Below are 21074 nucleotides of genomic sequence, written 5' to 3' on the forward strand. Positions count from 1 at the left end.
GGCTCCTTGGTGTCGTCTCGGAGGGCTTGGGGGGCTCAGAACTGGAGCGATTTGGTCTGGAGATACTCCGCCAGACCGTGCGGCCCCAGCTCGCGCCCCACCCCCGACTGCTTGTAACCGCCGAACGGGGCCAGCGGGTTGAACCGGCCGCCGTTGATGTCGACCTGCCCGGTGTCCATCCGGCGGGCGAAGGCCACCGCCTCCTCGTCGTCGGCGGCCCACACCGCGCCGGCGAGCCCGTACACGGTGTCGTTGGCGATCCGCAGGGCGTCGTCCACGTCCTCGTACCGCAGGATCGAGAGCACCGGGCCGAAGATCTCCTCGCGGGCGATCGTCATGTCCGGGGTGACGTCGGCGAAGACGGTGGGGTTGACGTAGTAGCCGGTCTCCAGGGGCGCGTCCGGGCCGCCCGCGATCAGCCGTGCGCCCTCCTCGACGCCCTTGGCGATGTAACCGAGCACCCGGGCCTGCTGCTTGGCGTTGACGAGCGGGCCGACCCGCTCGCCGGCCACGTACTTGGTGACGGCGTTCGCCGCGAGCTCCACGGCCTCCTCGTACCGCTCGGCGTCCACCAGCATCCGGGTCCAGGCGCTGCACGTCTGGCCGGAGTTGGTCATCACGTTGGCGACGCCGACGTTGACCGCCCTGGCGAGGTCCGCGCCGGGCAGGATCACGTTGGCGGACTTGCCGCCCAGCTCCAGGGCGACCCGCTTGACGGCGGCCCCGGCGGTCGCGCCGATCTGCCGGCCCACGGCGGTGGAGCCGGTGAACGAGACCAGGTCGACGTCCTCGTGGGCGGCGAGCGCCTGGCCGGCGACCGGTCCGAGGCCGGTGACGAGGTTGAAGACGCCCGGCGGGAGACCGGCCGCCTCGGTGGCCTCCGCGAAGAGCTGCGCGGTGAGCGGGGTGTCCTCGGCGGGCTTGAGGACGACGGTGCAGCCCGCGGCGAGGGCGGGGGCGACCTTGGCGACGATCTGGTGGAGCGGGTAGTTCCAGGGGGTGATCGCGCCGACCACGCCGACCGGCTCCAGCAGCACGGTGGAGTTGCCGATCCGCTCCTCGAAGGCGTGCCGGGCGGCCAGTTCGGCGTACGAGGCGGCCACCAGCACGGGCACGCCCGCGTGGACCATCTGCGACAGCGGCAGCGGCGAGCCCAGTTCGGCCGTGATCGTCTCGGCCAGCGCGTCCTTGCGGGCGGTCAGGGCGTCCGCCAGCGCGCTGAGCCGGGCGGCCCGCTCGGCGGGCGGGGTCGCGGCCCAGGCGGGGAAGGCGGCGCGCGCGGCCCGCACCGCCGCGTCGACGTCCTCGGCCGTCCCCGCCGGCACGTGGGCGATGACCTGCTCGTCGGCCGGGTTCACGACCGGGATCGTGTCGTGGCCGACGGCGGGCCGCCACGCGCCGTCGATGTACATCTGGTCATGGGCCTTCATGGCTGTTTCCTCCCGGACGTGCGGTGCGGAGCCGAGCTGTGCGAGCGCCGAAGCCGTGCGGGGCAGCGCGTCGCACCCGCCCAAACTAGCGCCGTTAGTTTTCTGACGCCAGGGAGCCCCGGGAGACGCCGGTCACGCCCGGCCCGCGCGCCCGGCGCGAACACGTCCGCCGCGCGCCGCCTTGCCGTAACGGCATGATCCCTTGCCCTGGCGGCAGTGGACCGGCCAAGACTGGAACGAGCACGCGAAGCCGGAGCCCCAGGAGGCACCCATGACCGCCGAACCCCGCCCGCGCCGCCGCCGGGACACCCCGCCGCCCCGGACCGGGGGCAGTGAGGCCGAGGTCCTGCGCGGCTTCCTCGACTACCTGCGCGACGCGATCGCCGCGAAGGTCGAGGGAGCCCCGGAACCGGAAGCCCGCGCCGCCGCGGTGCCCTCGGGCACGAATCTGCTCGGCCTGCTCAACCACCTGACGTCCGTCGAGCGGTCCCTGTTCCTCGGGCAGCGGGTCACCGACTGGCCGGCGACCTTCCACGCCGCCCCTACGGACGGCGTGGCCGAGGTCGTCGCCCGCTACCGGGAGGCGGTCGCGGAGGCGAACGGCGCACTCGACGCGTGCACCGACCTCGGCGCCCCGGTGCCCCGTCCCCGCCCGGACGGCCCAGCCCCCAGCGTCCGTTGGGCCCTCACGCACATGATCGAGGAGACCGGTCGCCATGCCGGTCACGCGGACATCCTCCGTGAGCTGGCCGACGGCTCGACGGGGCGCTGAGCCGGCGGGCCCCTCAGCCCTGGGGGAGGTCGTCGAAGCCGGGGGCGTCCCGGGGCAGGGGGCAGATGCGGCGGCCGTAGTGGTCGAAGACGTACAGGTGGGCCAGGTCCACCAGCAGCGGCACCTGTCCCCCGGTCCGCAGCCGCATGTCGGGGCCGGTGCGCACGACCAGGTCGCCGGAGGGGGTGGCGGGGTGGTCGGGACCCCGGGGCGCCACGGGGTCCGGGGCCGGTTCGTCGAGGGTGACGACAGGACCACTGACACGGCCGCCCGTCCGCCCCCTGAGCCGTTCCAGGACGCCGACCCCGCCGGCCGCGGCCCCGCGGCGGCGGGGCATCGCCCGGGGCCGGGCGGATTCGAGGTCCGGGACCACGGCGGGCCGCGAGCCGGTCCTGAGGTGGACCAGCGCCTCGTGCCCCTGGTACTCGACATGCTCGACGATGCCGCTGAGGGCGACCTCGCCGGCCCTGGCCTGACTGGGCGGGGCGATCCGGACCGCCTCCGAGCGCAGCCCCACGATGATGCGCCGGCCCTGCTGGATCCGGAGCAACTGGTGGTCCGGGCTGAGGGGTTCGGGCAGGGCGAGCCGCTGCCTGCCGAGGTCGATCGACATCCGGCCCTCCAACGGGGCGTGCACGACGGCCTGGAGGAGGTTGATGCGCGGGGTGCCGATGAAGGCGGCCACGAACACGTTGTCCGGCAGGGCGTAGACCTCGCGCGGCGGACTGACCTGCTGGAGGACTCCCCCGCGCATCACCGCCACCCGGTCGCCGAGTGACATCGCCTCGGCCTGGTCATGCGTGACGTAGACCGTGGTGACACCCAGCTCCTTGGTGAGCAGGGCGATCTCGGCACGCAGATGGCTGCGCAGCTTCGCGTCGAGGTTGGAGAGCGGCTCGTCCATCAGGAACACGGAGGGCCGGCGGGAGATGGCCCGGCCCATCGCGACCCGCTGGCGCTCGCCGCCGGAGAGCTGGGCCGGGTAGCGGTCGAGGACGTGCCCGATCCCGAGCATCCGGGCGGTGGCCTCGACGCGTGCGGTGTTGTCCTCGCGGGGGTTCTCCAGCCTCAGCGGGAAGCCGATGTTGGCCCGGTTGGTCATGCTCGGATAGAGGGCGAAGTTCTGGAACACCATCGCCATGCCGCGTTCCCGCGGCGGGGTGTGGTTGGCGCGCTCCCCGTCGAGGAGCAGCTCGCCCTCGGTGATCTCCTCCAGGCCCGCGATCATGCGCAGCACGGTGGACTTGCCACAACCGGAGGGGCCGAGCAGCACGACGAACTCGCCCGGGTCGATGGAGAGCGTGAACCGGTCGACGGCCCGCCGGTCCCGGCCGTAGTTCTTGCTGACGTGGTGCAGGGAGATGGCGCGCGTCATGAGGGTCCGCCCGGAGGAAGTGGTGGCATCGCGGTGGGGAGCGGCTGTGGAGGGAAGCTAGCCCACCGGGCGGGGTGTGGGAATGACTCGCGCGAAGGTTGGGGCATACGGGTCCGGTGGGGCCGGTCAGCCGGGGCTCTCCGTCCCCTTCTTTACGGCCGGTGGCACGGTCCCCCTGCCCGCGGTCGGGTCCGGCTGTACGGTCGCGGGCCCCGCGTCCGGCGCGGCGAGGAGGGGCCCGGTGTCCAGGGGGGCCGGTGACGGCTTCGAACGCCCGTCGCCGCGCAGGCCGAGTCCCGCCGCGCCGAGCAGCCCCACGCCGAGCAGCACGAACGGGGCCGCCCCTCCGACCGCGCCCGCGGTCAGCCCCGCCGCGACGGGGGCGGCGACCTGGCCGAGCCGGTTGCCGGTCAGCCGTAGGGCGAGCGCGGTGGAGCGGGCCCGGTCGGGGGCCGCCCGGACCACGGTGGTCATGGAGAGCGGCTGGCCGACGCCGAGGCAGAAGCCGAGCACGGCGAGCATGACGGCGAGGACCGGGACCGACACGGGGAGGGCGACGCCCGCGCAGAGGAACCCGGCGAGCAGGCAGCTGATGGTCAGCAGGGCCCTGCGGCCCAGCAGCCGCAGCAGCGGCGACATGACCAGCCGGCAGGCGATCGTGGCGGCGGCCCGCAGGCTCAGCAGCAGCCCGACGGTGGCCGGGGCGATGGAGCGGTGTTCGCCGACGACCGGCAGGTAGGCGGTGAGGATGTCGGTGGCGGACAGCACCGCCATGCTGATGAAGATGCCCGCGGGGACGCCGCGCGTGCCCAGGATCGCGCGGACCGGGACCTTGTGGCCGGGCTTGCCTCCGGCGCCTTTCGCCCGGCGGTGCTCGATGCGCCAGAGCGAGGTGAGGGCGACCGCGGCGACCCCGGCCGATACGAGGAGGGCCAGCGCGCTCGTACGCCCCAGGGTCGCGCCCTGTCCGGAGATGAGCGCGCCCGCGGCGACCGGGCCGATGAGCTGGCCGAGCGAGGCCCCGATCGTGAAGTGCCCGAAGTCGCGGTCCTGCTCGTCGGGCGCGGACTGCCGGGCCACGATCGACTGCGCGCCGATCACGAAGCACAGGTGGCCGAGGCCCATCACCCCGCTCCAGGCGGCCATCGCGGGCAGCGAGGAGACGATGCCGCTGAGCGCGCAGCCGCCGGAGATCAGGAGCACGCCGAGCGGCAGCAGGGGCGCGCAGCGGCCGTGGTCGGTGCGGCGGCCGAGCGGCACGGCGACGAACAGCGGGAGCAGGGCGTAGACCCCGGCGATGACGCCGACGGCCGTTTCGTCCGCACCGAGCGCGAGGGCCCGGTAGGAGACGGCGGGCCGCGCCATCGACACCGCCCCCTGCGCGAGGGCGAAGGCGATGACGAGGCGCAGCAGCCAGCCCCTGCCGGGCCCGGTTCGCGGTTCGGGTGTCATCACATGATGCCGAAGAGGATGCCCGCCCCGAGCACCACGAGCGAGGTGAGGACGGCCCACTTGACGGTGAAGCGGGTGTGGTCGCCGAACTCGACCTTCGCCATGCCGACGAGGACGTACACGGCGGGCACGAGCGGCGAGGACATGTGCAGGGCCTGGCCGGCCAGGGAGGCGCGGGCGATCTCCAGCGGCGAGACCCCGTGGGCCGCGCCGGCCTCGGCGAGGACGGGGAGGACGCCGAAGTAGAAGCCGTCGTTGGACATGAAGTAGGTGAGCGGCAGGCTGAGCAGGCCGGTGACGAGGGCCATGTGCGGGCCCATCGCGTCGGGGACCGCGCCGACGACCCAGTCGGCCATGTTCTCGACCATGCCGGTGCCGGTGAGGACTCCGGTGAAGACGGCGGCGGCGAAGACCATGCCGGAGACGTTGAGGACGTTGTCGGCGTGCGCGGCGATCCGGGCGCGCTGGTCGGGCATGTGGGGGAAGTTGACGGTGAGCGCGAGGGCCGCGCCGAGCAGGAAGAGCACCGGGATCGGCATCAGTTCCATGATCATCGCCGTCAGCAGGGCGGCGGTGAGTCCGGCGTTGAACCAGTAGAGCTTCGGGCGGAGCGTGGGCCGGTTCGGGTCGAGCCCCTGGAACCCGTCGTCGTCCCCGTCCGCGGGGTCGGCGTCGGTGCCGGCCCCCGTACCGCCCGCGGAGGCGGAGGCGCCCTTGCGGAGGCGGTCGTCGCCGCCGGCCGTGCCGGTGGCGCCCGCTCCGGTGGTCACGGTCTCCGGCTCCGGCTCCCGGGCGAGCGCCTCGTCGAGCGTGAGCATGCCCAGGCGCTTGCGCTCCCGGAGGCCGAGCACGTACGCCAGGACGAAGACGGCGAGCAGCCCCATGGCCAGCGCAGGGATCATCGGCACGAAGATCTCGGAGGCGTCCAGCTTGAGGGCGGTGGCGGCGCGGGCGGTGGGGCCGCCCCAGGGGAGGGTGTTCATGACGCCGTTGGCGGTGGCCGCGACGCCGGTCATGACGACCAGGCTCATCTTCAGGCGCTTGTAGAGGGGGTACATCGCCGAGACGGTGATCATGAAGGTGGTGGAGCCGTCGCCGTCCAGCGAGACGATCGCGGCGAGCAGCGCGGTACCGACGACGATGCGCATCGGGTCGGCCTGGCAGAACTTCAGGATGCCCCGGACGATCGGGTCGAACAGGCCGACGTCGATCATCACGCCGAAGTAGACGATGGCGAACATCAGCATGGCCGCGGTGGGCGCGAGGTTGCCGACGCCTTCGATGACATAGTCGCCGAGCTGCGCTCCCTGTCCGACGGCGACACAGAACAGTGCGGGGATCAGTACCAGCGCCGCGATCGGCGACATCTTCTTCGTCATGATCAGGACCAGGAAGGTCGCGATCATGGCGAAGCCGAGGATTGTCAGCATGGGGGATACCTAACGTTCATCCTTGAACTCCCACCGGTCTCGGCGGTCCGGATGACGTTAGGGCTGCTCTCGCGGCGTTAACAAGATGTTGACGTGTGAGCAATACGAGCAAAACCCCAGGTCAACACGGTGCTGTTAGGGGGCGGGGGTCACCGAGACCGCAAGGGCGTTCAGCACCGCGGTGCCGGACAGCGGATCCAGGAGCGTGCCGTCGAGCAGTTGGTTCACGTTCGCCCCCGGGTGGGCGGCGGCGACCGTCATACGGGTGCCGGGGCGGTCGTGGCCCCAGCCGTGCGGCAGGCTCACCACCCCGCTGCGCACGGTGTCGGTGATCTCGGCGGGTGCCTCGATCGCTCCGCCCGACGCCTCGATCCGGGCGGTGGCCCCGTCCACGAGCCCGAGGCGGGCCGCGTCGTCGGGGTGGATCTGGAGGGTGCAGACGTTCGACCCGCCGGTGAGCGAGCCGATGTTGTGCATCCAGCTGTTGTTGGAGCGCAGATGGCGGCGGCCGACGAGGACGAGCGGGGCGGGGCGGTCGCCCAGCGCCCGGCGCAGGCGCGGCAGGTCGGCGGCGATCGGCTCCGGGAGCAGTTCGACGCGGCCGGATCGGGTGCGCAGGATCTCCGGGAGGCGGGGTTTCAGCGGGCCGAGGTCGATGCCGTGCGGGTGGGCGAGGAGCCGCTCCAGTGTCAGCCCGTACGGACCGAGGCGCAGCATGAGGTCGAGGCGGCGCTCGGGGCCGCTCTCGCCGGTGAGTTCGGCGGCCCGCTCCTTCGGGGCCCCGGCCCGGGTGAGGGCGGTGCCGATGGCCAGGTCGTCGACGGCGGAGGGCGGCGTGCCGTGCGCGCCGCTCACCGCGAGGATCAGACGGGCGTGCAGCTCGCTCTCGTCCATCCGCCCGTCCTCCAGCGGCACGGCGGCGCGGGTGTAGCGGACCTGGTTGTGGACGGCGAAGTTGTTGAGCGCGAAGTCGAAGTGGGCGCTCTGCGAGGGCGGCGGCGGGGGCAGCACGACATCGGCGTGCCGGGAGGTCTCGTTCAGGTACGGGTCGACGCTGACCATGAAGTCGAGCCCGTCGGCGAGGGCCGCGTCGAGGCGGTCTCCGTCGGGCGCGGAGAGCACGGGGTTCGCGGCGATGACCACCAGGGCGCGGATGCGGCCCTCCCCCGGGGTGTCGATCTCCTCGGCGAGGGCGGCGATGGGCAGTTCGCCCTTGGCCTCGGGATGCCCGGAGACCCGGCTCGACCAGCGGCCGAGCGCGAAGCCCTTGCCCGGGACGGCCTGACGCGCCGCCCCGGGTCCGGCGGTCCGTGGGGCGCGCGCGGTCGCGGAGAGCGGGAACATCGCGCCGCCGGGCCGGTCGAGGTTGCCGGTGAGGATGTTGAGGACGTCCACCAGCCAGCTGGCGAGGGTGCCGTGCTCGACGGTGCAGCTGCCGACACGCGCGTAGACGGCCGCGGTGGGGGCGGCGGCGAGTTCGCGGGCGATGGCGGTGATGGTGTCCGCGTCCACGTCACAGGCGGCGGCGACGGCGTCCGGGGTGAAGTCGGCCAGGGCGGCGGTGAGTTCGTCGATTCCTTCCAGGTGTCCGGCGAGCGGACCGGGGTCGGCGAGCTTCTCCGTCAGGAGGGTGTGCGCGAGCGCGGCCAGCAGAAGGGCGTCCGCTCCGGGCCGGATCGCGACGTGCCGGTCGGCGAGGCGCGCGGTACGGGTGCGGCGCGGGTCGATGACGGTGAGGGTGCCGCCCCGCCGGCGCAGGGCCTTGAGGCGTCCGGGGAAGTCGGGGGCGGTGCAGAGACTGCCGTTGGACTCCAGCGGGTTGGCGCCGATGAGGAGGAGGTGGTCGGTGCGGTCGAGGTCCGGTACGGGGATGGCGTGGGCGTCGCCGTAGAGCAGGCCGCTGGAGACGTGCTTGGGCATCTGGTCCAGGGTGCTCGCGGTGAACACGTTGCGGGTGCGCAGGGCTCCGAGCAGCAGCGGCGGGTAGAGCGAGCCCGCCACCGTGTGCACGTTGGGGTTGCCGAGGACCACGCCGACGGCCTGCGGCCCGTGGGTCTCCACCAGGGCCGGTATCCGTGCGGCGATCAGGTCGAACGCCTCGCTCCAGGCTGTCTCGCGCAGCTCCCCGTCGGCGCCGCGCACGAGGGGGACGCGCAGCCGGTCGGGGTCGGCGTCGAGCCCGCCGAAGGAGGCGCCCTTGGGGCAGATGAAGCCCCGGCTGAAGATGTCGTCACGGTCACCGCGCGCCCCGGTGACGGTGGTTCCCTCGATGGTGAGGGTGAGGCCGCAGGTGGCCTCGCAGAGGGGGCAGATACGCGGTGCGGTGCGGGTTTCGTGGGACATGGGCCCTCCCGGGGCGGCTGCGGCGACGGCACGCGGACATGGGCCGGGCAGGCGTGGGAGCCCCGGCACGGGCGAGCATACCGACCGGTACGCACGGCGGGGAGGTGTTGCGCGGGGGAGAAGGCGGACCGGGCCCCCGACCAGGGCCTCCCGTTCAGTCGAGCGTCTGGGCGAGGTAGGACCTGACCAGGGTCCGCGTCTCGGCGACGATGGCCGCGTCACCCGACGGCTCGGTGCGGAACGCCAGTTGGAGGAGCGCGTCTGCGGCCTCGACACTCACCAGGATCGCCCGGGACAGCCTCTCGTCGGGCCGGCGGCCGAGGTGGCCGGCGAGCAGCACGGCGAGCCGGTCCGCCAGACGCCTGTTGGCGTCCCCCGCCGCGCCCTCCGCCGGGAGCGGCGGCCCGAAGTCGACGAGCGCGAAGCCGGGGATGCTTCGCTTCATCGCCAGGTACTCGTCGAGCACCGCGTCGATGGCGGCCCGCCAGTCGGCGGCGGGGAGGTCCGCGAGCCGGGCGGCGACACGGTCGGCATAGGTGTCCAGGTTGCGCAGCGCCAGCGCGTCGACGAGAGCCCGCTTGTTGGAGAAGAACCGGTAGACGGAGCCGATGGGCACGTCGGCGCGCTCGGCGACGGCCCGGGTGGTGAGCTGCTCGTAGCCGGTCTCGTCGAGGAGGCCCGCGCAGGAGTCGAGTATCCGGGCCAGCCGGTCGGCGCTGCGCTGCTGCACGGGGGCGCGGCGGAGGTGCGGGGTGACATGGGGCACGGGCCCCATGATGCCGTGCCCTCCGGACCCCTGTCGTCGGACTCCCCCCGCCCCGCCCTTCCGGCGACGACGGCGGGAGGGCGGCCACAGGAGCCGGGCCCGGGCCCGGTGGGCCGCTCCTGCCGCGAAGGGCACGCACAGGACACGAATGGCTCGATGTATGCCGTTGACGTGCCCCGCTCCTATTCCTACGGTAGTGCATAGGATTCGCCGTCCGGTGGATCCGAGGACTTTTCTTGGGCACCGGGAGTGCGGGATGAGCGCGATCGACCAGGCGAGGAAGGCGGCCGAGGGGCTGACGTATTCCTCGGGCTTCGGCAACGAGCACGGCTCCGAGGCGGTTCCCGGAGCGCTGCCGCACGGCCGCAACTCCCCCCAGCGCGCCCCGCTCGGGCTGTACGCGGAGCAGTTGAGCGGTTCCGCCTTCACCGAGCCGCGTGCGGACAACCGCCGATCCTGGCTCTACCGGATCCGCCCCTCGGCCGTCCACCCGGCCTTCACCCGCGTCGACAACGGGAACCTGCGCTCGGCGCCCTTCACCGAGACGGTGCCGGACCCGAACCGGCTGCGCTGGAACCCGCTGCCGGATCCCGCGCCCGGCACGGACTTCCTGAGCGGCCTGTGGACGCTCGGCGGCAACGGCGACGCCGCGCAGCGCGCGGGCATGGCGATCCATCTGTACAACGCCGACTCCTCGATGACCGACCGCGTGTTCAGCGACTCCGACGGCGAGCTGCTGATCGTCCCCGAGCGCGGCGGGCTGCTGCTGCGCACCGAACTGGGCCTGCTGCGCGTCGAGCCGGGCCATGTCGCGCTGGTCCCGCGCGGGATCCGCTTCCGGGTGGAGCTGCTGGAGGAGACCGCGCGCGGATACGTCTGCGAGAACTACGGCCGCCCCTTCGCGCTGCCCGACCTCGGCCCGATCGGCGCCAACGGCCTGGCGAACGCCCGGGACTTCCTCGCGCCCGTCGCGGCGTACGAGGACCACGAGGGCCCGGTGGAGGTGGTCAACAAGTTCTGCGGGAACCTCTGGTCGGCGACGTACGACCACTCGCCGCTCGACGTGGTGGCCTGGCACGGCAACCACACCCCGTACGTCTACGACCTGCGCCGGTTCAACGTGATCGGCACGATCAGCTACGACCACCCCGACCCGTCGATCTTCACGGTGCTGACCTCGCCCTCCGACACCCCGGGGCTGGCCGGGGTGGACTTCGTCGTCTTCGCCCCGCGCTGGCTGGTCGGCGAGGACACCTTCCGCCCGCCGTACTTCCACCGCAATGTGATGAGCGAGTACATGGGCCTGATCGACGGGGCGTACGACGCGAAGGCGGACGGCTTCGTCCCGGGCGGCGGCTCCCTGCACAACATGATGTCGGCGCACGGCCCGGACCGGGAGACCTTCGACCGGGCGAGCGCGGCGGAGCTGAAGCCGCAGAAGATCGACGACGGCCTGGCCTTCATGTTCGAGACCCGCTGGCCGGTCACGGCGACCGCGCAGGCGGCCGCCGCCGGACACCTGCAGCACGGATACGACGAGGTGTGGCAGGGTCTGAGCCGCAACTTCCGGCCGTAGACGGCGGAAGGCCGGCAGGGACGGGGCGGGGGCGGGGACGACGTGACAGAGAGCCGGGAGAGGGCCGGGGCGGACGCCCGGAGGACCGAGGGGGACGGCACGGCCGGGAACGGTACGGCCGGGGGCGGCGCACCCGGGGACGGCACGGCCGGGGACGGCTCGGGCTCCCGGCCGGCCCCGGTGACGCACCCGCCCGCCTTCGCCCCCGACTCCCTCGTCCTGAACCGGAAGCTGCCTCTCTGGTACCAGGTCTCCCAGTCCCTGCGGGCCTCCGTGCTGGGCCGCCCCCAGGACGCCTCCGCCCGGCTGCCCACGGAGGAGCAGCTCGCCGCGCACTACGGGGTCAGCGTGCTCACGATGCGCCAGGCGCTCAAGGAGCTGGAGGCGGAGGGGCTGATCAGCCGGCACCGGCGGCGCGGCACGTTCATCGAGCCGCGCGCCCGGCGGGTCTCCCCGGTCCGGCTGCTGGGCTCGGTCGACGCGATCGTGGCCCAGCAGTCCGGGGAGGCGACGACCGTTCTCGGCCACGGCCCGACGGCCATACCCGGTGATCTCGCCGAGTTCTTCCCGGGCTGCGCCGAGGTGACCTGCTACCGGCGGCTGCGCCGCGACGGGGAGAGCGACGAGCCCACCAACTGGGCGGAGAACGCGGTCCGTCCCGACATCGCCGCCCAAATCGACGTGGCCGACCTGGAACGCTGGCCGATGACCAAGGTCCTGCGCGACGTCGTCGGGGTGAGGATCTCCCGGATCACCGACACGGTGGAGGCCCGCCTCGCCGACCCGGTCACCGCCGAGCTGCTCCAGGTCCCGCTGCTCAGCCCGATCCTGCACTACACGGGCGTGACGTACGACGAGGAGGGGCGCGTGGTGGACGTGGCCCGGATCCGCTACCGGGGCGACCGGTTCTCCTTCTCCGTGACGGTGGAGGCCCACTGACCCCGCCCCACGGGCGCGCCGCCCGCCGTTACGATGCGAAAGGGTCACGGCGGACAGGGGAGGACGGGCAGGTGACAGCGCACGGGACAGCGGCGGCCGACGGCGACGGGAACGCCCGGCCCCCGTCTCCGGGGACGCCCCGGCCGCCGGACGGACTCCGGGCGCAGGACGGACTCCTGTCGCAGGACGGGCTCCTGTCGCTGGACGAGCTGATGCCGTGGTCCGTGCGACCGCTGCGGACCGGCCGCGCCTGGGTGAGCGGCCCCGACCCCGTGGCGCTCCGGGCCCGCTGGGAACGGCTGGCCGCCGCCGACCCCGCCGAGCAGGAGCGGCTGTTCGTGCCCACCCGCTCCCGTACGCCGCACACCTCGGTCGCCGCCCTGCCCGGCCGGTCCGCCGGAACGGGCCGCTTCGCCCGGGCCCCGGGCCCCTGCCCCGACCCCGTACGCATCCTCCACGGCCCCTACGACGAACAGTGGCTGCTCCCCGACCACCGGCTGATCGACGCGGCCCGTCCGGAGCTGTGGCGGGTCGCCGACGGGCGCCAGCTCTTCGCGGTCGAACACAGCGCCGCACCCGAGGATGCCGGGCCCGCCCTGTCCGTGACCGCGCTGCTGCCCGACGGGCACTCCCCCGCCGGGCGGCCCGGCCGGATCAGGCCGCTCTACCGCAGGCCCGGCGGCACGGAACCCAACCTGGCGCCGGGGCTCCTGGATCTGCTGCGCGGGCGGCTCGGCGGCGCGGCGGAGCCGGACGCGTTCACCCCGGAAGCGGTGCTGGCCTGGGTCCTGGCCGCCGCCCGCCCCTCCGCCACCGGCCCCCGGATCCCGTTGCCGGCCGACGCGGAGGTGTGGTCGTCGGGGGTGGCGCTCGGCCGGGAGCTGACGCGGCTCCAGTTGCGCGGTTCCCGGGGCGGGGAGCGCCCCCGGCTGCCGGGCGGACGCAGGCCCTATGTGCGGGCGGCCCTCCCCGCCCGTCCCACGGAGCTGGTCCATGAGGCCGGGGACGAGGCGCTGGTCGTCGGCGATGGCCGGATCTCGCCGGTGCCCGCGGCGGCCTGGGAGTTCACGGTGGGCGGGGCGCGGGTGCTGGAGCTCTGGTTCGGCCGCCGGGCCGCGGCGGCGACGGGCCGGGGGCCGGACGGGGCGCCCCCGGGCGGTCTCGACGCGGTCGGTGCGCGCGGCTGGCCCCGGGAGTGGACCTCGGAACTGCTCGAACTCATCACCGTACTCGCTTTGCTGGACGGCACGGCGGGGCCCCGGAAGGAGCTGCGGGCGGCGCTGGAGGCGGGAGAGCTGATCGGGCCCGCCGAGCTGCGGGCGGCCGGGGTGCTGCCGGTGCCGCCCCCGGCACGGCGTCCCGCATCGGTGCTCGGGCACCAGGAGGAGGGCCCGGAGGGGCAGTTCGCGCTGCTGTAGCGGCCGGGCGAGGAGTCCGCGGGGTGGCCGGAGGTGGCCGGAGCGCCGGTCAGGGGGTAAACACGGTTCATGAACACCTTGCCACTCCCCCTCGACGGCATCACCGTGGTGGCCGTCGAACAGGCGGTCGCCGCCCCCTTCGCCACCCGTCAGCTCGCCGACCTCGGAGCCCGGGTCATCAAGGTGGAGCGCCCGGACGGCGGCGACTTCGCGCGCGGCTACGACACGGCGGCGCGCGGTCTCGCCTCGCATTTCGTCTGGTGCAACCGCGGCAAGGAGTCTCTCGCCGTCGATCTGAAGGATCCGCGGGGCCTCGCGGTGGTCCGCGAACTCGTTGCCGAGGCCGATGTGTTCGTCCAAAATCTGGCCCAGGGGGCGGCGGCCCGGCTCGGCCTCGACGCCGCCGCGCTCTGCGCGGCGCACCCACGCCTGGTGGCGGTCGACATCTCCGGCTACGGCGCGGAGGGACCGTACGCGCACAAGCGGGCCTACGACATGCTCGTGCAGTGCGAGGCCGGCCTGGTATCGGTGACGGGGACCGCGGACCGGCCGGCGAAGGCGGGCATTCCCGCGGCGGACATCGCGGCGGCGATGTACGCGTTCTCCGGGGTGCTCGCGGCGCTGCTGCGGCGGGCGAACACCGGGCGGGGCGGCCCGGTGGAGGTCTCCATGCTGGACGCGCTGGCCGAGTGGATGGGCCACCCGCTGCACCAGGGGACGCACGGCTCCGCTCCCCCGGCGCGCACCGGCCTCGCGCACTCGGTGATCGCCCCGTACGACGCGTACGTGACGGCCGACGGGGAGCAGGTGCTGCTGTCGGTGCAGAACGACCGGGAGTGGCGGCGGCTGGCGGAACAGGTGCTCGCGCGCCCCGAGTTGGCGGACCACCCGGACTTCGCGACGAACGCGGCACGCACCGCGCACCGGGCGCGGACCGACGAGGTGGTGGGCCGGGCGCTGGCGGGCCTGACGGGGCGGGAGGCGCTGGCCGGGCTGGAGGCTGCGGGCATCGCGTGCGCCCGGCTGAACACGGTGGCCGATGTGGCGGCGCATCCGCAGCTCGCGGCACGGGACCGGTGGCGGGAGGTGGGGTCACCGGTGGGGCCGTTGCGGGCGCTGCTGCCGCCGATCACGCTGCCGGGGAGCGAGGAGGCACGGATGGGTGCCGTGCCGGCGCTGGGTGAGCACACCGATGCGCTGCTGCGAGCCCTGGGGATGACGGAGGAGCAGACATCGGTGCTGCGCCGGGACGGGGTGATCGTCTGAACCGTCCCGAGCGGCGGGCCGGTCCGGACGGGCGACGCCGTGGGTCAGTGGCGGCTGCCGAAGAGCGAGCGCCGCAGTCGCCGCAGCGGCGCGAAGAGCGACACACGTGCGCTCCTGCTCCTGCGGGTGTGCGCGGCATCGCGCGAGGTCAGCTCGCGCATGAGCAGCGTCGCTTCCGCCGACTCGCGCTGCGGGACGACAGGGCCGCCGAGCACCGCGAGATGGCGGTCGAGGCGCGTACTGGTCGCACCGCTCCCGCATGTGATGGCAGGCACACGCGGCCTGCTTCGCACCGTTATCTGTTCCATGTCACTCCCCACCCGTACGAGGGCACCCGGTCCGGGCAGGTTAACCCTATCGTCCCGCGGTGACACCCGTGTATCCCGGCCACAGGATTACGCACACACATACGGAGGTTGACGCCTCGTTACCGCATCCGCGCGATTCCAGGTCGACTTCGGACCGTTCGGGTGGTTCGCGCGGTTCGGATGGCCCGCCCGGCCGTCCCCCACGCAGGCCGCGTGGGGGACGGCGGGTGGCGGAACGCTCCGGCGGAAGCGCCGGGCCTCCGGCCAGAGAGCCGAGTTGAGGACGGGACGTCAGAGAGCCGAGTTGAGGAAGGCGTCAGAGAGCGGAGTTGAGAACGGGAAGATAGCCGCCCGACTGTCCGGCGGCGGTGGGGTGGTAGGACTCACCGATGTTGAGCCAGTTCACGCTGTGCAGCCAGGAGTTGCCCGAGCAGATCTCGTGGCCGGCGAAGGTCGTCCTGACGTCGCCGAAGGTGAAGCCGTGGTCCGCCGCACGCTTGGCGGTGGCCGTGTTCAGGTGGTCGGACGCCCCGTTGATGGCGGAGCGCTCCTTCTCGCTCAGGCCGGCGATGCAGCCGCCGCCGAGTTGGTAGAAGCGGGGGTAGCCGAGGACGACGACCTGCGCGGAGGGGGCCTTGGAGCGGATGGCCGTGTACACCGAGTCGAGCCTGCCGGGCAGGGTGGAGTCGACGTAGGCGCGGGCGGTGGCGATCCGGCTGAGGCAGGTGGCCTCGGACTGCAGGACACAGGTCGTCATGACGTCCGCGAAGCCGGCGTCGTTGCCGCCGACGGAGATCGAGACGAGGTCGGTCGAGGCGTTCACCCGGCCGAGCTGACTGCCCGTGACGTCTCCGGTCCGGGCGCCGGAGCAGGCGGCGAAGGCGAACGAGGAGGGGGAGTTGGCGGCCGCCCAGAGGGCGGGGTGGGCACGGCTGCTGCGTTTGCAGCTGGAGCCGTCGTAGCTGCCGGCTCCGACGCCGGAGGAGTACGAGTCGCCGAGGGCGACGTAGTCGACGGCCGCGGCGGACGAGTCGGCGTTCGCGACCCCCGCACCGGTGAAGGCCAGGGCGACGCCGAGCAGCAGCGAGGACGAGAACGCCACGAGTCTGGACATTTTCATGGGACCTCCTTGAGCAGGGGATATCGGCCTACTCCGTAGTAGCAGCAGCCACCCCCCATTGGAAGTGTTCATGCCAAAAATAGGGTTGGCGTGCTTCCGTCCGCCCCCGAAGGTTCAGCGCGCGCTCCTTGACGTCCCGCTGTCGCTCCGTCGGTTTCCGACGCCTCGTCGGCCGGGCGCGCGAGCCTGCGAAACCCGGGTGCACGGGGACATCCCGTGGCGGATCATGGGCGCCATGTCTGACTCCCCCGAATCCGCTCTGCCGATCCGGCTCACCGTCGACGACAGCGATTCACCGTCTGACGTCGTCGACGCGCTCTTCCTCGGCCGCTTCACGACGGGCGAGCAGCCGTACGCGCACAGCGCCTCCCTCGACCGGGTCAAGTCCGGGGCGACGCTGCTGCCGCCGGGCGCCACGGTGCTGCGGGCCGCCCGGGACGACGACCGCAGCGCGACGCTCGCGGAGGGCGAGGGCTGGACCCTGCTGGCGTCCCGGTGGAACCGGGGCGCGGACGTCACCGTCACCGCGACCAGCGATGAACTGGCGGAGAAGGTCCTCGGCCAGGCCACGGACGGGGCTCAGGACGAGCCGGAGCCCCAGCCCGACAACGTGACCATGGGCTTCTGGTACGTCTCCCCGCGCCGCGGCCCGTACCGCACCACCCGCCGGATCACCGCCGGCAGTTGGGACGAGGTCCGCCCCAACTACACCGCGCCGGTGGCCGAGGCGATGGGCCGGCTGATGAAGGTGACACCGGACGCCATCGCGGGCCGGCTGCTCCTGCTGCACGGCCCGCCCGGCACCGGCAAGACGTCCGCGCTGCGCACCCTGGCCCGTTCCTGGCGGGACTGGTGCCAGGTCGACTGCGTGCTGGACCCCGAGCGGCTCTTCAACGACGTCGGCTATCTCATGGACATCGCGATCGGCGAGGACGACGGCACGGCGAAGGGGCGGTGGCGGCTGCTGCTCCTGGAGGACTGCGACGAGCTGATCCGCGGCGAGGCCAAGCACACGGCGGGCCAGGCCCTGTCCCGGCTGCTGAACCTGACGGACGGTCTGCTGGGCCAGGGTCGCAACGTGCTGGTGGGGGTCACCACCAATGAGGACCTGGAGCGGCTGCACCCGGCGGTCGTACGGCCCGGCCGCTGTCTGGCCAGGATCGAGGTGGGCCCGTTGTCCCGTCAGGAGTCGGTGGCCTGGCTGGGCACCGACGAAGGGGTGGGCCGGGAGGGCAACTCCCTCGCCGAGCTGTACGCGCTGCGCCGGGGCACCGGCCCCGCGTCGGTGCCGAAGCAGGGGGAGGGGGCCGACGCGGGGCTGTACCTGTGACAGCCGGTCGGCCGCTCCGGGCACCGCGTGACGCTTCAGCCCCACCCGTACGCGATGCGCACCGCGTGACGCTTCAGGCCCCGTACGCGACGCGCACCGCGTCCTCGGCCAGCGAGAGGGCCTGCTGCCGGGTGAGGCCGAGCCGCTCGGCGGTCTCGGCGTACACCCGCGCGGCGGTCGCGGCCCGCTGCCCGGCAGCTCCCCCGGCGGCCGCGACGAAGGTTCCGTTGCGCCCCCGGGTCTCGATCACCCCGTCCGCCTCCAGGGCCCGGTAGGCCTTGGCGACGGTGTTGGCGGCGAGGCCCAGCTCCTCGGCGAAGCCGCGTACGGTCGGGAGCCGGTGGCCGACGGGCAGCGCGCCGGAACGGGCCAGTTCGGAGAGCTGGGTGCGCAGTTGCTCGTACGGCGCGATGCCGGAGTCCGGGTCGAGGACGATCTTGTCAGTCACGGGCCGATTCTCCCCCACCGGCGGAAAAAGGGGAGGCGTTCGGAGCGCGGCTGCGCATACGGTCCACCGCATGACTGTGATCGTGCGCGATTTCCGGCCGTCCGACGCTCAGGCGTGGACCGAGGCCCGCCGGGCCTCCGTCCCCTGGATGGTGGCCACCCCCGAACAGGTCGTCCACGACCTGGCCCACGCCCATCCGGACCGGCACTACCGCCTGCTGGTCGCCGAGGAGGACGGCGAGATCATCGCCACGGCGCAGGCGGGCATCGCCCACGAGAGCCCCGAGCCGGGGCAGGGGTACTTCACGCCGCAGACGCTGCCCGGCCGCACCAACCGGGGTGCGGGATCGCTGCTGCTGCGCACGGCGGAGGAGCACCTGGCCGAGGCCGGGGCCACGGTCCTGTACGCGTGGGTCCTGGACAACCCGGAGAGCCTGGAGTTCGCCCGTAAGCGGGGGTACCGGCCCAGCCGCTCCGCGCACTTCCAGCACCTGGACCTCGCGGGCGGCACCCTGCCGCCCCGCCAGGAGCTCCCGCCCGGCGTCGAGCTGCGTCCCGGCTCCGACTTCGCCGACGACCCCCGGCCGCTGTTCGAGGCGGACGCCCAGGTGACGGCCGACGAGCCGGGCGACATCACCTCCGAGCTGGACGACTACGAGGACTGGCTGACGACCGTCTGGCACCACCCGGCCTTCGACCAGGGGCTCACCTCGGTGGCGCTGGTGGACGGGAAGGTGGCGGCGTTCAGCGCGGCCACCACCGACGGCGTACGGACGTATCTGAGCGCCATGACCGGCACGCTGCGGGACTTCCGGGGGCGGGGCCTGGCGAAGCTGGCGAAGAACGACTCGCTGCACCGGGCGCGGGCGGCCGGGTACACGGACGCCTACACCTCCAACGACACCGGCAACGGCCCGATGCTGGCCGTCAACCAGTGGTTCGGCTACACGGTCTGCGCGACCGAGGTCCGCCATGTCCGCACCCTCTGAGCCCCGCGCGGACCGGACGCGGGGTCTGGTCGTCGCCCTGTCCAAGGCCGGCCGCACCAAGATCAGGTATCCGGCGGAGCTGGTCCGGGACGACGGCGTCCGCGTCACCGTCCGGGCGCCGTGGGCCGCGCCCGGGGTGCGGGACTTCGGCTTCGTCCGGTTCGAGCCGGGGGACGTCCTCACCGAGCACTACTGGCGGGACCGGTGGTTCGCGGTGAAGGAGGTCCGCGCCGGCGACGGCGGGCTCAAGGGCTGGTACTGCGACATCACCAGGCCCGCCGTGCTCGTGGACGGGGTGCTGGCGGTCGAGGACCTGGACCTGGACCTGTGGGTCTCGGCGGACGGCGCGACGGTCCTGCGGCTGGACGAGGACGAGTTCGCCGAGAGCGGCCTGGCCGGGCTCGATCCGGCGGCGGCCGGGGCGGCGGTCCGGGCCCTGGACGAGCTGGAGCGCCTGGCCCGGACCGAAGGGCTGACCGGCCTGCTCGGCTGAACACCCCGTCAGGCGCGGGGGCGGGGCCCGGACGGACCGCCGGACGGGCGTACGGACCGCCGGGCGCGGCTTTCGTACGGACCGCCGGACGCGGCTGTCGTACGGACCGCCGGGCCGCTCAGGGGCGGGGCCGGGACTCGGCGACGAGTTCCACCTCGTACCCCGCCGGGTCCTCCAGGTAGGCGGCGTGATGCCCCTCGCCGCCCGCGTACGGATGGCGGTCGGGGAACAGCGGCCGCCAGCCGTACGCCGGTGCCTCGGCCGTCAGGGCGTCGAGGGCGGCCCGGTCCGCGACGTGGAACGCCAGGTGGTTGAGGCCGGGGCGGCGGCGGTCGTGGCCGCTGGCGGCCAGGTCGGGAGACTGCTCCAGCACGATGTACGTGTCTCCGCGCCGCCAACTGCGGCCGTGGGTCCAGCGCTGGTAGGGGACGTGGCCGAGCCGGCCCAGCAGCCAGTCCCAGCCGCGCTCCGCCTCCGCCAGGTCCGCCACCCACAACTCGATGTGGTGCACCCGCCCGGTGGTCTGCTCGGCGGCGGGCAGCGGGACGGCACGGCCGGGGCCACCGGGAACGTACGCCACCGGCTCCCCGTCCCGGTGCCAGTGGATCATGAAGTGCTCGCCCGCCCGGTATCCGTCCAGGCCCGCACGGCAGTACGCGACCATGTCGTCCGGCAGGGCGGCCAGCGGGAACCAGTCCAGCTCGGAGCACTTCTCCGGCTCCGCGTTGCGCGGCGGGCGGCCCGGGTCGTACTCCGCGACGAAGAACCAGCCCATGCGCGCCCCGCCGCCGGGGCCCCGGTGCTGCATCACGAGGGCCACCCGCAGCTCCTCGGGCTCCAGAGCGAGGCCGATCTCCTCGGCGGCCTCCCGGATCATCGCCTCGCGGACGTCCTCGCCGTCCTCCGCGTGGCCGGAGGGCGCGTGGAGCAGCCCGTCCGCATAGCCGGTGCCGGAACGGCGGGCCAGCAGGACGTCCGGGCCCCGGCGCAGGATCAGGTGGACGTCGACGACCTCGGTGTGCCGGTGGGGCGGCATCGCGCGGGCGACCAGCGCATAGCGCTCGTCGTCGACCTCCTTGCCCCACAGCCGGGGGTCGGGGGCCAGGTCCTCGTGGTGGACGCGCTCGGTGTGCGCGGAGAGCAGGGCGGTGAGCGCGGTGGCGGACAGACCGGCGCCGCCCCACACCCCTTCGACGAGAACGAGCCGCCCGCCCGGCTTCAGCAGGCCGAACCAGTGTTCCAGGGCCGCCGCCGGGTCGGGCAGCAGCCGGACGACGTGCCGGGCCATGATGACGTCGAACGCCCGCTCCCCGACCGGGGGCCGGGCGGCGTCCCCGACGAGGACCTCCGCACCGGTCCCGACGAGCTTGGCACGGGCCCGCTCGGCCATGCGGGGCGAGCGGTCGACGGCGGTGACGCGGTGACCCTGGCCCGCGGCGAGCAGGGAGAGGCTGCCGGTGCCGCACCCCAGGTCCAGCACGTCGGCGCGGGTGCCGGGCAGCCAGCCCTCCAGCCGCCCGGCCCAGGCGTCGCGCACCACCGGGTCGAGGAGCCCGTGGCCGGGCTCCTCGTCGAAGGATCCGGCGGCCGCGTCCCAGTCGATCGTGGTCATGGTGCCGA

General features: G+C 73.8%; 18 protein-coding genes. 8 read left to right on the forward strand and 10 right to left on the reverse strand.

Going from position 1 to position 21074, the window contains the following annotated elements; genetic code table 11:
• Nucleotides 1-35: 35 nt before the first annotated feature.
• Nucleotides 36-1430, reverse strand: coding sequence for an aldehyde dehydrogenase family protein (locus PSQ21_RS05210; protein WP_274029226.1), 1395 nt, complete (start codon nt 1428-1430; stop codon nt 36-38).
• Nucleotides 1431-1701: 271 nt separating this feature from the next.
• Here PSQ21_RS05210 and PSQ21_RS05215 point away from each other — a divergent pair, with 271 nt between their 5' ends.
• Nucleotides 1702-2202, forward strand: coding sequence for a DinB family protein (locus PSQ21_RS05215; protein WP_274029227.1), 501 nt, complete (start codon nt 1702-1704; stop codon nt 2200-2202).
• A 13-nt stretch (nt 2203-2215) separates the two neighbouring features.
• Here PSQ21_RS05215 and PSQ21_RS05220 read toward each other — a convergent pair whose 3' ends face one another.
• From PSQ21_RS05220 to PSQ21_RS05240, 5 genes are all read right to left on the reverse strand, one after another.
• Complete coding sequence (locus PSQ21_RS05220) at nt 2216-3577, reverse strand: ABC transporter ATP-binding protein (RefSeq protein ID WP_274029228.1); 1362 nt, start codon at nt 3575-3577, stop codon at nt 2216-2218.
• Between the two features lie 126 nt (nt 3578-3703).
• The gene (locus PSQ21_RS05225) at nt 3704-5029 is read right to left on the reverse strand and encodes an MFS transporter (protein WP_274029229.1); all 1326 of its coding nucleotides are present in this window, start codon (nt 5027-5029) and stop codon (nt 3704-3706) included.
• The gene (locus PSQ21_RS05230; protein WP_274029230.1) at nt 5029-6459 is read right to left on the reverse strand and encodes a CitMHS family transporter; all 1431 of its coding nucleotides are present in this window, start codon (nt 6457-6459) and stop codon (nt 5029-5031) included. The genes PSQ21_RS05225 and PSQ21_RS05230 overlap by 1 nt, the downstream gene beginning before the upstream one ends.
• Nucleotides 6460-6594: 135 nt before the next feature.
• Nucleotides 6595-8802 (reverse strand): molybdopterin-dependent oxidoreductase, encoded by a 2208-nt coding sequence (locus PSQ21_RS05235; RefSeq protein ID WP_274029231.1) that lies wholly within the window; start codon nt 8800-8802, stop codon nt 6595-6597.
• Between the two features lie 154 nt (nt 8803-8956).
• Complete coding sequence (locus PSQ21_RS05240) at nt 8957-9577, reverse strand: TetR/AcrR family transcriptional regulator (RefSeq protein ID WP_274029232.1); 621 nt, start codon at nt 9575-9577, stop codon at nt 8957-8959.
• Between the two features lie 247 nt (nt 9578-9824).
• Between PSQ21_RS05240 and hmgA the strand changes: the two genes are divergently transcribed.
• The 4 genes from hmgA to PSQ21_RS05260 all read left to right on the forward strand — a co-directional run bounded on the left by hmgA (nt 9825) and on the right by PSQ21_RS05260 (nt 14767).
• The gene (hmgA, locus tag PSQ21_RS05245) at nt 9825-11144 is read left to right on the forward strand and encodes a homogentisate 1,2-dioxygenase (protein ID WP_274029233.1); all 1320 of its coding nucleotides are present in this window, start codon (nt 9825-9827) and stop codon (nt 11142-11144) included.
• Between the two features lie 180 nt (nt 11145-11324).
• A complete protein-coding gene (locus tag PSQ21_RS05250) occupies nt 11325-12083 on the forward strand; it encodes a GntR family transcriptional regulator (RefSeq protein WP_274035647.1) in 759 nt (252 codons plus the stop codon).
• Nucleotides 12084-12154: 71 nt separating this feature from the next.
• Entirely contained in the window at nt 12155-13501 is a 1347-nt protein-coding gene (locus tag PSQ21_RS05255) for a type ISP restriction/modification enzyme (RefSeq protein WP_274029234.1), read from the forward strand.
• Nucleotides 13502-13570: 69 nt separating this feature from the next.
• The gene (locus tag PSQ21_RS05260) at nt 13571-14767 is read left to right on the forward strand and encodes a CaiB/BaiF CoA transferase family protein (RefSeq protein ID WP_274029235.1); all 1197 of its coding nucleotides are present in this window, start codon (nt 13571-13573) and stop codon (nt 14765-14767) included.
• Between the two features lie 44 nt (nt 14768-14811).
• Here the strand turns inward: PSQ21_RS05260 and PSQ21_RS05265 are convergent, their stop codons facing one another.
• Together PSQ21_RS05265 and PSQ21_RS05270 are read right to left on the reverse strand one after the other, a co-directional pair.
• On the reverse strand, nt 14812-15075 hold the full coding sequence (locus PSQ21_RS05265) for a hypothetical protein (RefSeq protein ID WP_026242095.1): 264 nt from the start codon (nt 15073-15075) through the stop codon (nt 14812-14814).
• A 316-nt stretch (nt 15076-15391) separates the two neighbouring features.
• Nucleotides 15392-16195 carry an SGNH/GDSL hydrolase family protein gene (locus tag PSQ21_RS05270; RefSeq protein WP_274029236.1) on the reverse strand — a complete coding sequence of 268 codons (804 nt, stop codon included), beginning with the start codon at nt 16193-16195 and terminating at the stop codon, nt 15392-15394.
• Nucleotides 16196-16430: 235 nt separating this feature from the next.
• On the opposite strand from PSQ21_RS05270, the gene PSQ21_RS05275 reads away from it, so the two are divergent.
• Nucleotides 16431-17525 (forward strand): DUF5925 domain-containing protein, encoded by a 1095-nt coding sequence (locus PSQ21_RS05275; protein WP_274029237.1) that lies wholly within the window; start codon nt 16431-16433, stop codon nt 17523-17525.
• Nucleotides 17526-17598: 73 nt separating this feature from the next.
• On the opposite strand, the gene PSQ21_RS05280 is transcribed toward PSQ21_RS05275, so the two are convergent.
• The gene (locus tag PSQ21_RS05280; protein WP_274029238.1) at nt 17599-17973 is read right to left on the reverse strand and encodes a GntR family transcriptional regulator; all 375 of its coding nucleotides are present in this window, start codon (nt 17971-17973) and stop codon (nt 17599-17601) included.
• 70 nt (nt 17974-18043) lie between these two features.
• Between PSQ21_RS05280 and PSQ21_RS05285 the strand changes: the two genes are divergently transcribed.
• Nucleotides 18044-18961: a GNAT family N-acetyltransferase gene (locus PSQ21_RS05285; RefSeq protein ID WP_274029239.1), complete on the forward strand. Its 918-nt coding sequence runs from the start codon at nt 18044-18046 to the stop codon at nt 18959-18961.
• Nucleotides 18945-19454 (forward strand): DUF402 domain-containing protein, encoded by a 510-nt coding sequence (locus PSQ21_RS05290; RefSeq protein WP_274029240.1) that lies wholly within the window; start codon nt 18945-18947, stop codon nt 19452-19454. The genes PSQ21_RS05285 and PSQ21_RS05290 overlap by 17 nt, the downstream gene beginning before the upstream one ends.
• A 118-nt stretch (nt 19455-19572) precedes the next feature.
• Here PSQ21_RS05290 and PSQ21_RS05295 read toward each other — a convergent pair whose 3' ends face one another.
• Nucleotides 19573-21066 (reverse strand): trifunctional class I SAM-dependent methyltransferase/NUDIX hydrolase/VOC family protein, encoded by a 1494-nt coding sequence (locus tag PSQ21_RS05295; RefSeq protein ID WP_274029241.1) that lies wholly within the window; start codon nt 21064-21066, stop codon nt 19573-19575.
• Between the last annotated feature and the right edge of the window lie 8 nt (nt 21067-21074).

The organism is Streptomyces sp. MMBL 11-1, from assembly GCF_028622875.1.
Classification (GTDB): domain Bacteria; phylum Actinomycetota; class Actinomycetes; order Streptomycetales; family Streptomycetaceae; genus Streptomyces.

Excerpts from the sequence above, each read along its gene's own strand:
- PSQ21_RS05210 (WP_274029226.1), bottom strand. The coding sequence starts at position 1,430 with ATGAAGGCCCATGACCAGATGTACATCGACGGCGCGTGGCGGCCCGCC.
- PSQ21_RS05215 (WP_274029227.1), top strand. The coding sequence starts at position 1,702 with ATGACCGCCGAACCCCGCCCGCGCCGCCGCCGGGACACCCCGCCGCCC.
- PSQ21_RS05220 (WP_274029228.1), bottom strand. The coding sequence starts at position 3,577 with ATGACGCGCGCCATCTCCCTGCACCACGTCAGCAAGAACTACGGCCGG.
- PSQ21_RS05225 (WP_274029229.1), bottom strand. The coding sequence starts at position 5,029 with ATGACACCCGAACCGCGAACCGGGCCCGGCAGGGGCTGGCTGCTGCGC.
- PSQ21_RS05230 (WP_274029230.1), bottom strand. The coding sequence starts at position 6,459 with ATGCTGACAATCCTCGGCTTCGCCATGATCGCGACCTTCCTGGTCCTG.
- PSQ21_RS05235 (WP_274029231.1), bottom strand. The coding sequence starts at position 8,802 with ATGTCCCACGAAACCCGCACCGCACCGCGTATCTGCCCCCTCTGCGAG.
- PSQ21_RS05240 (WP_274029232.1), bottom strand. The coding sequence starts at position 9,577 with ATGGGGCCCGTGCCCCATGTCACCCCGCACCTCCGCCGCGCCCCCGTG.
- hmgA (WP_274029233.1), top strand. The coding sequence starts at position 9,825 with ATGAGCGCGATCGACCAGGCGAGGAAGGCGGCCGAGGGGCTGACGTAT.
- PSQ21_RS05260 (WP_274029235.1), top strand. The coding sequence starts at position 13,571 with ATGAACACCTTGCCACTCCCCCTCGACGGCATCACCGTGGTGGCCGTC.
- PSQ21_RS05265 (WP_026242095.1), bottom strand. The coding sequence starts at position 15,075 with ATGGAACAGATAACGGTGCGAAGCAGGCCGCGTGTGCCTGCCATCACA.
- PSQ21_RS05270 (WP_274029236.1), bottom strand. The coding sequence starts at position 16,195 with ATGAAAATGTCCAGACTCGTGGCGTTCTCGTCCTCGCTGCTGCTCGGC.
- PSQ21_RS05275 (WP_274029237.1), top strand. The coding sequence starts at position 16,431 with ATGTCTGACTCCCCCGAATCCGCTCTGCCGATCCGGCTCACCGTCGAC.
- PSQ21_RS05285 (WP_274029239.1), top strand. The coding sequence starts at position 18,044 with ATGACTGTGATCGTGCGCGATTTCCGGCCGTCCGACGCTCAGGCGTGG.
- PSQ21_RS05290 (WP_274029240.1), top strand. The coding sequence starts at position 18,945 with ATGTCCGCACCCTCTGAGCCCCGCGCGGACCGGACGCGGGGTCTGGTC.
- PSQ21_RS05295 (WP_274029241.1), bottom strand. The coding sequence starts at position 21,066 with ATGACCACGATCGACTGGGACGCGGCCGCCGGATCCTTCGACGAGGAG.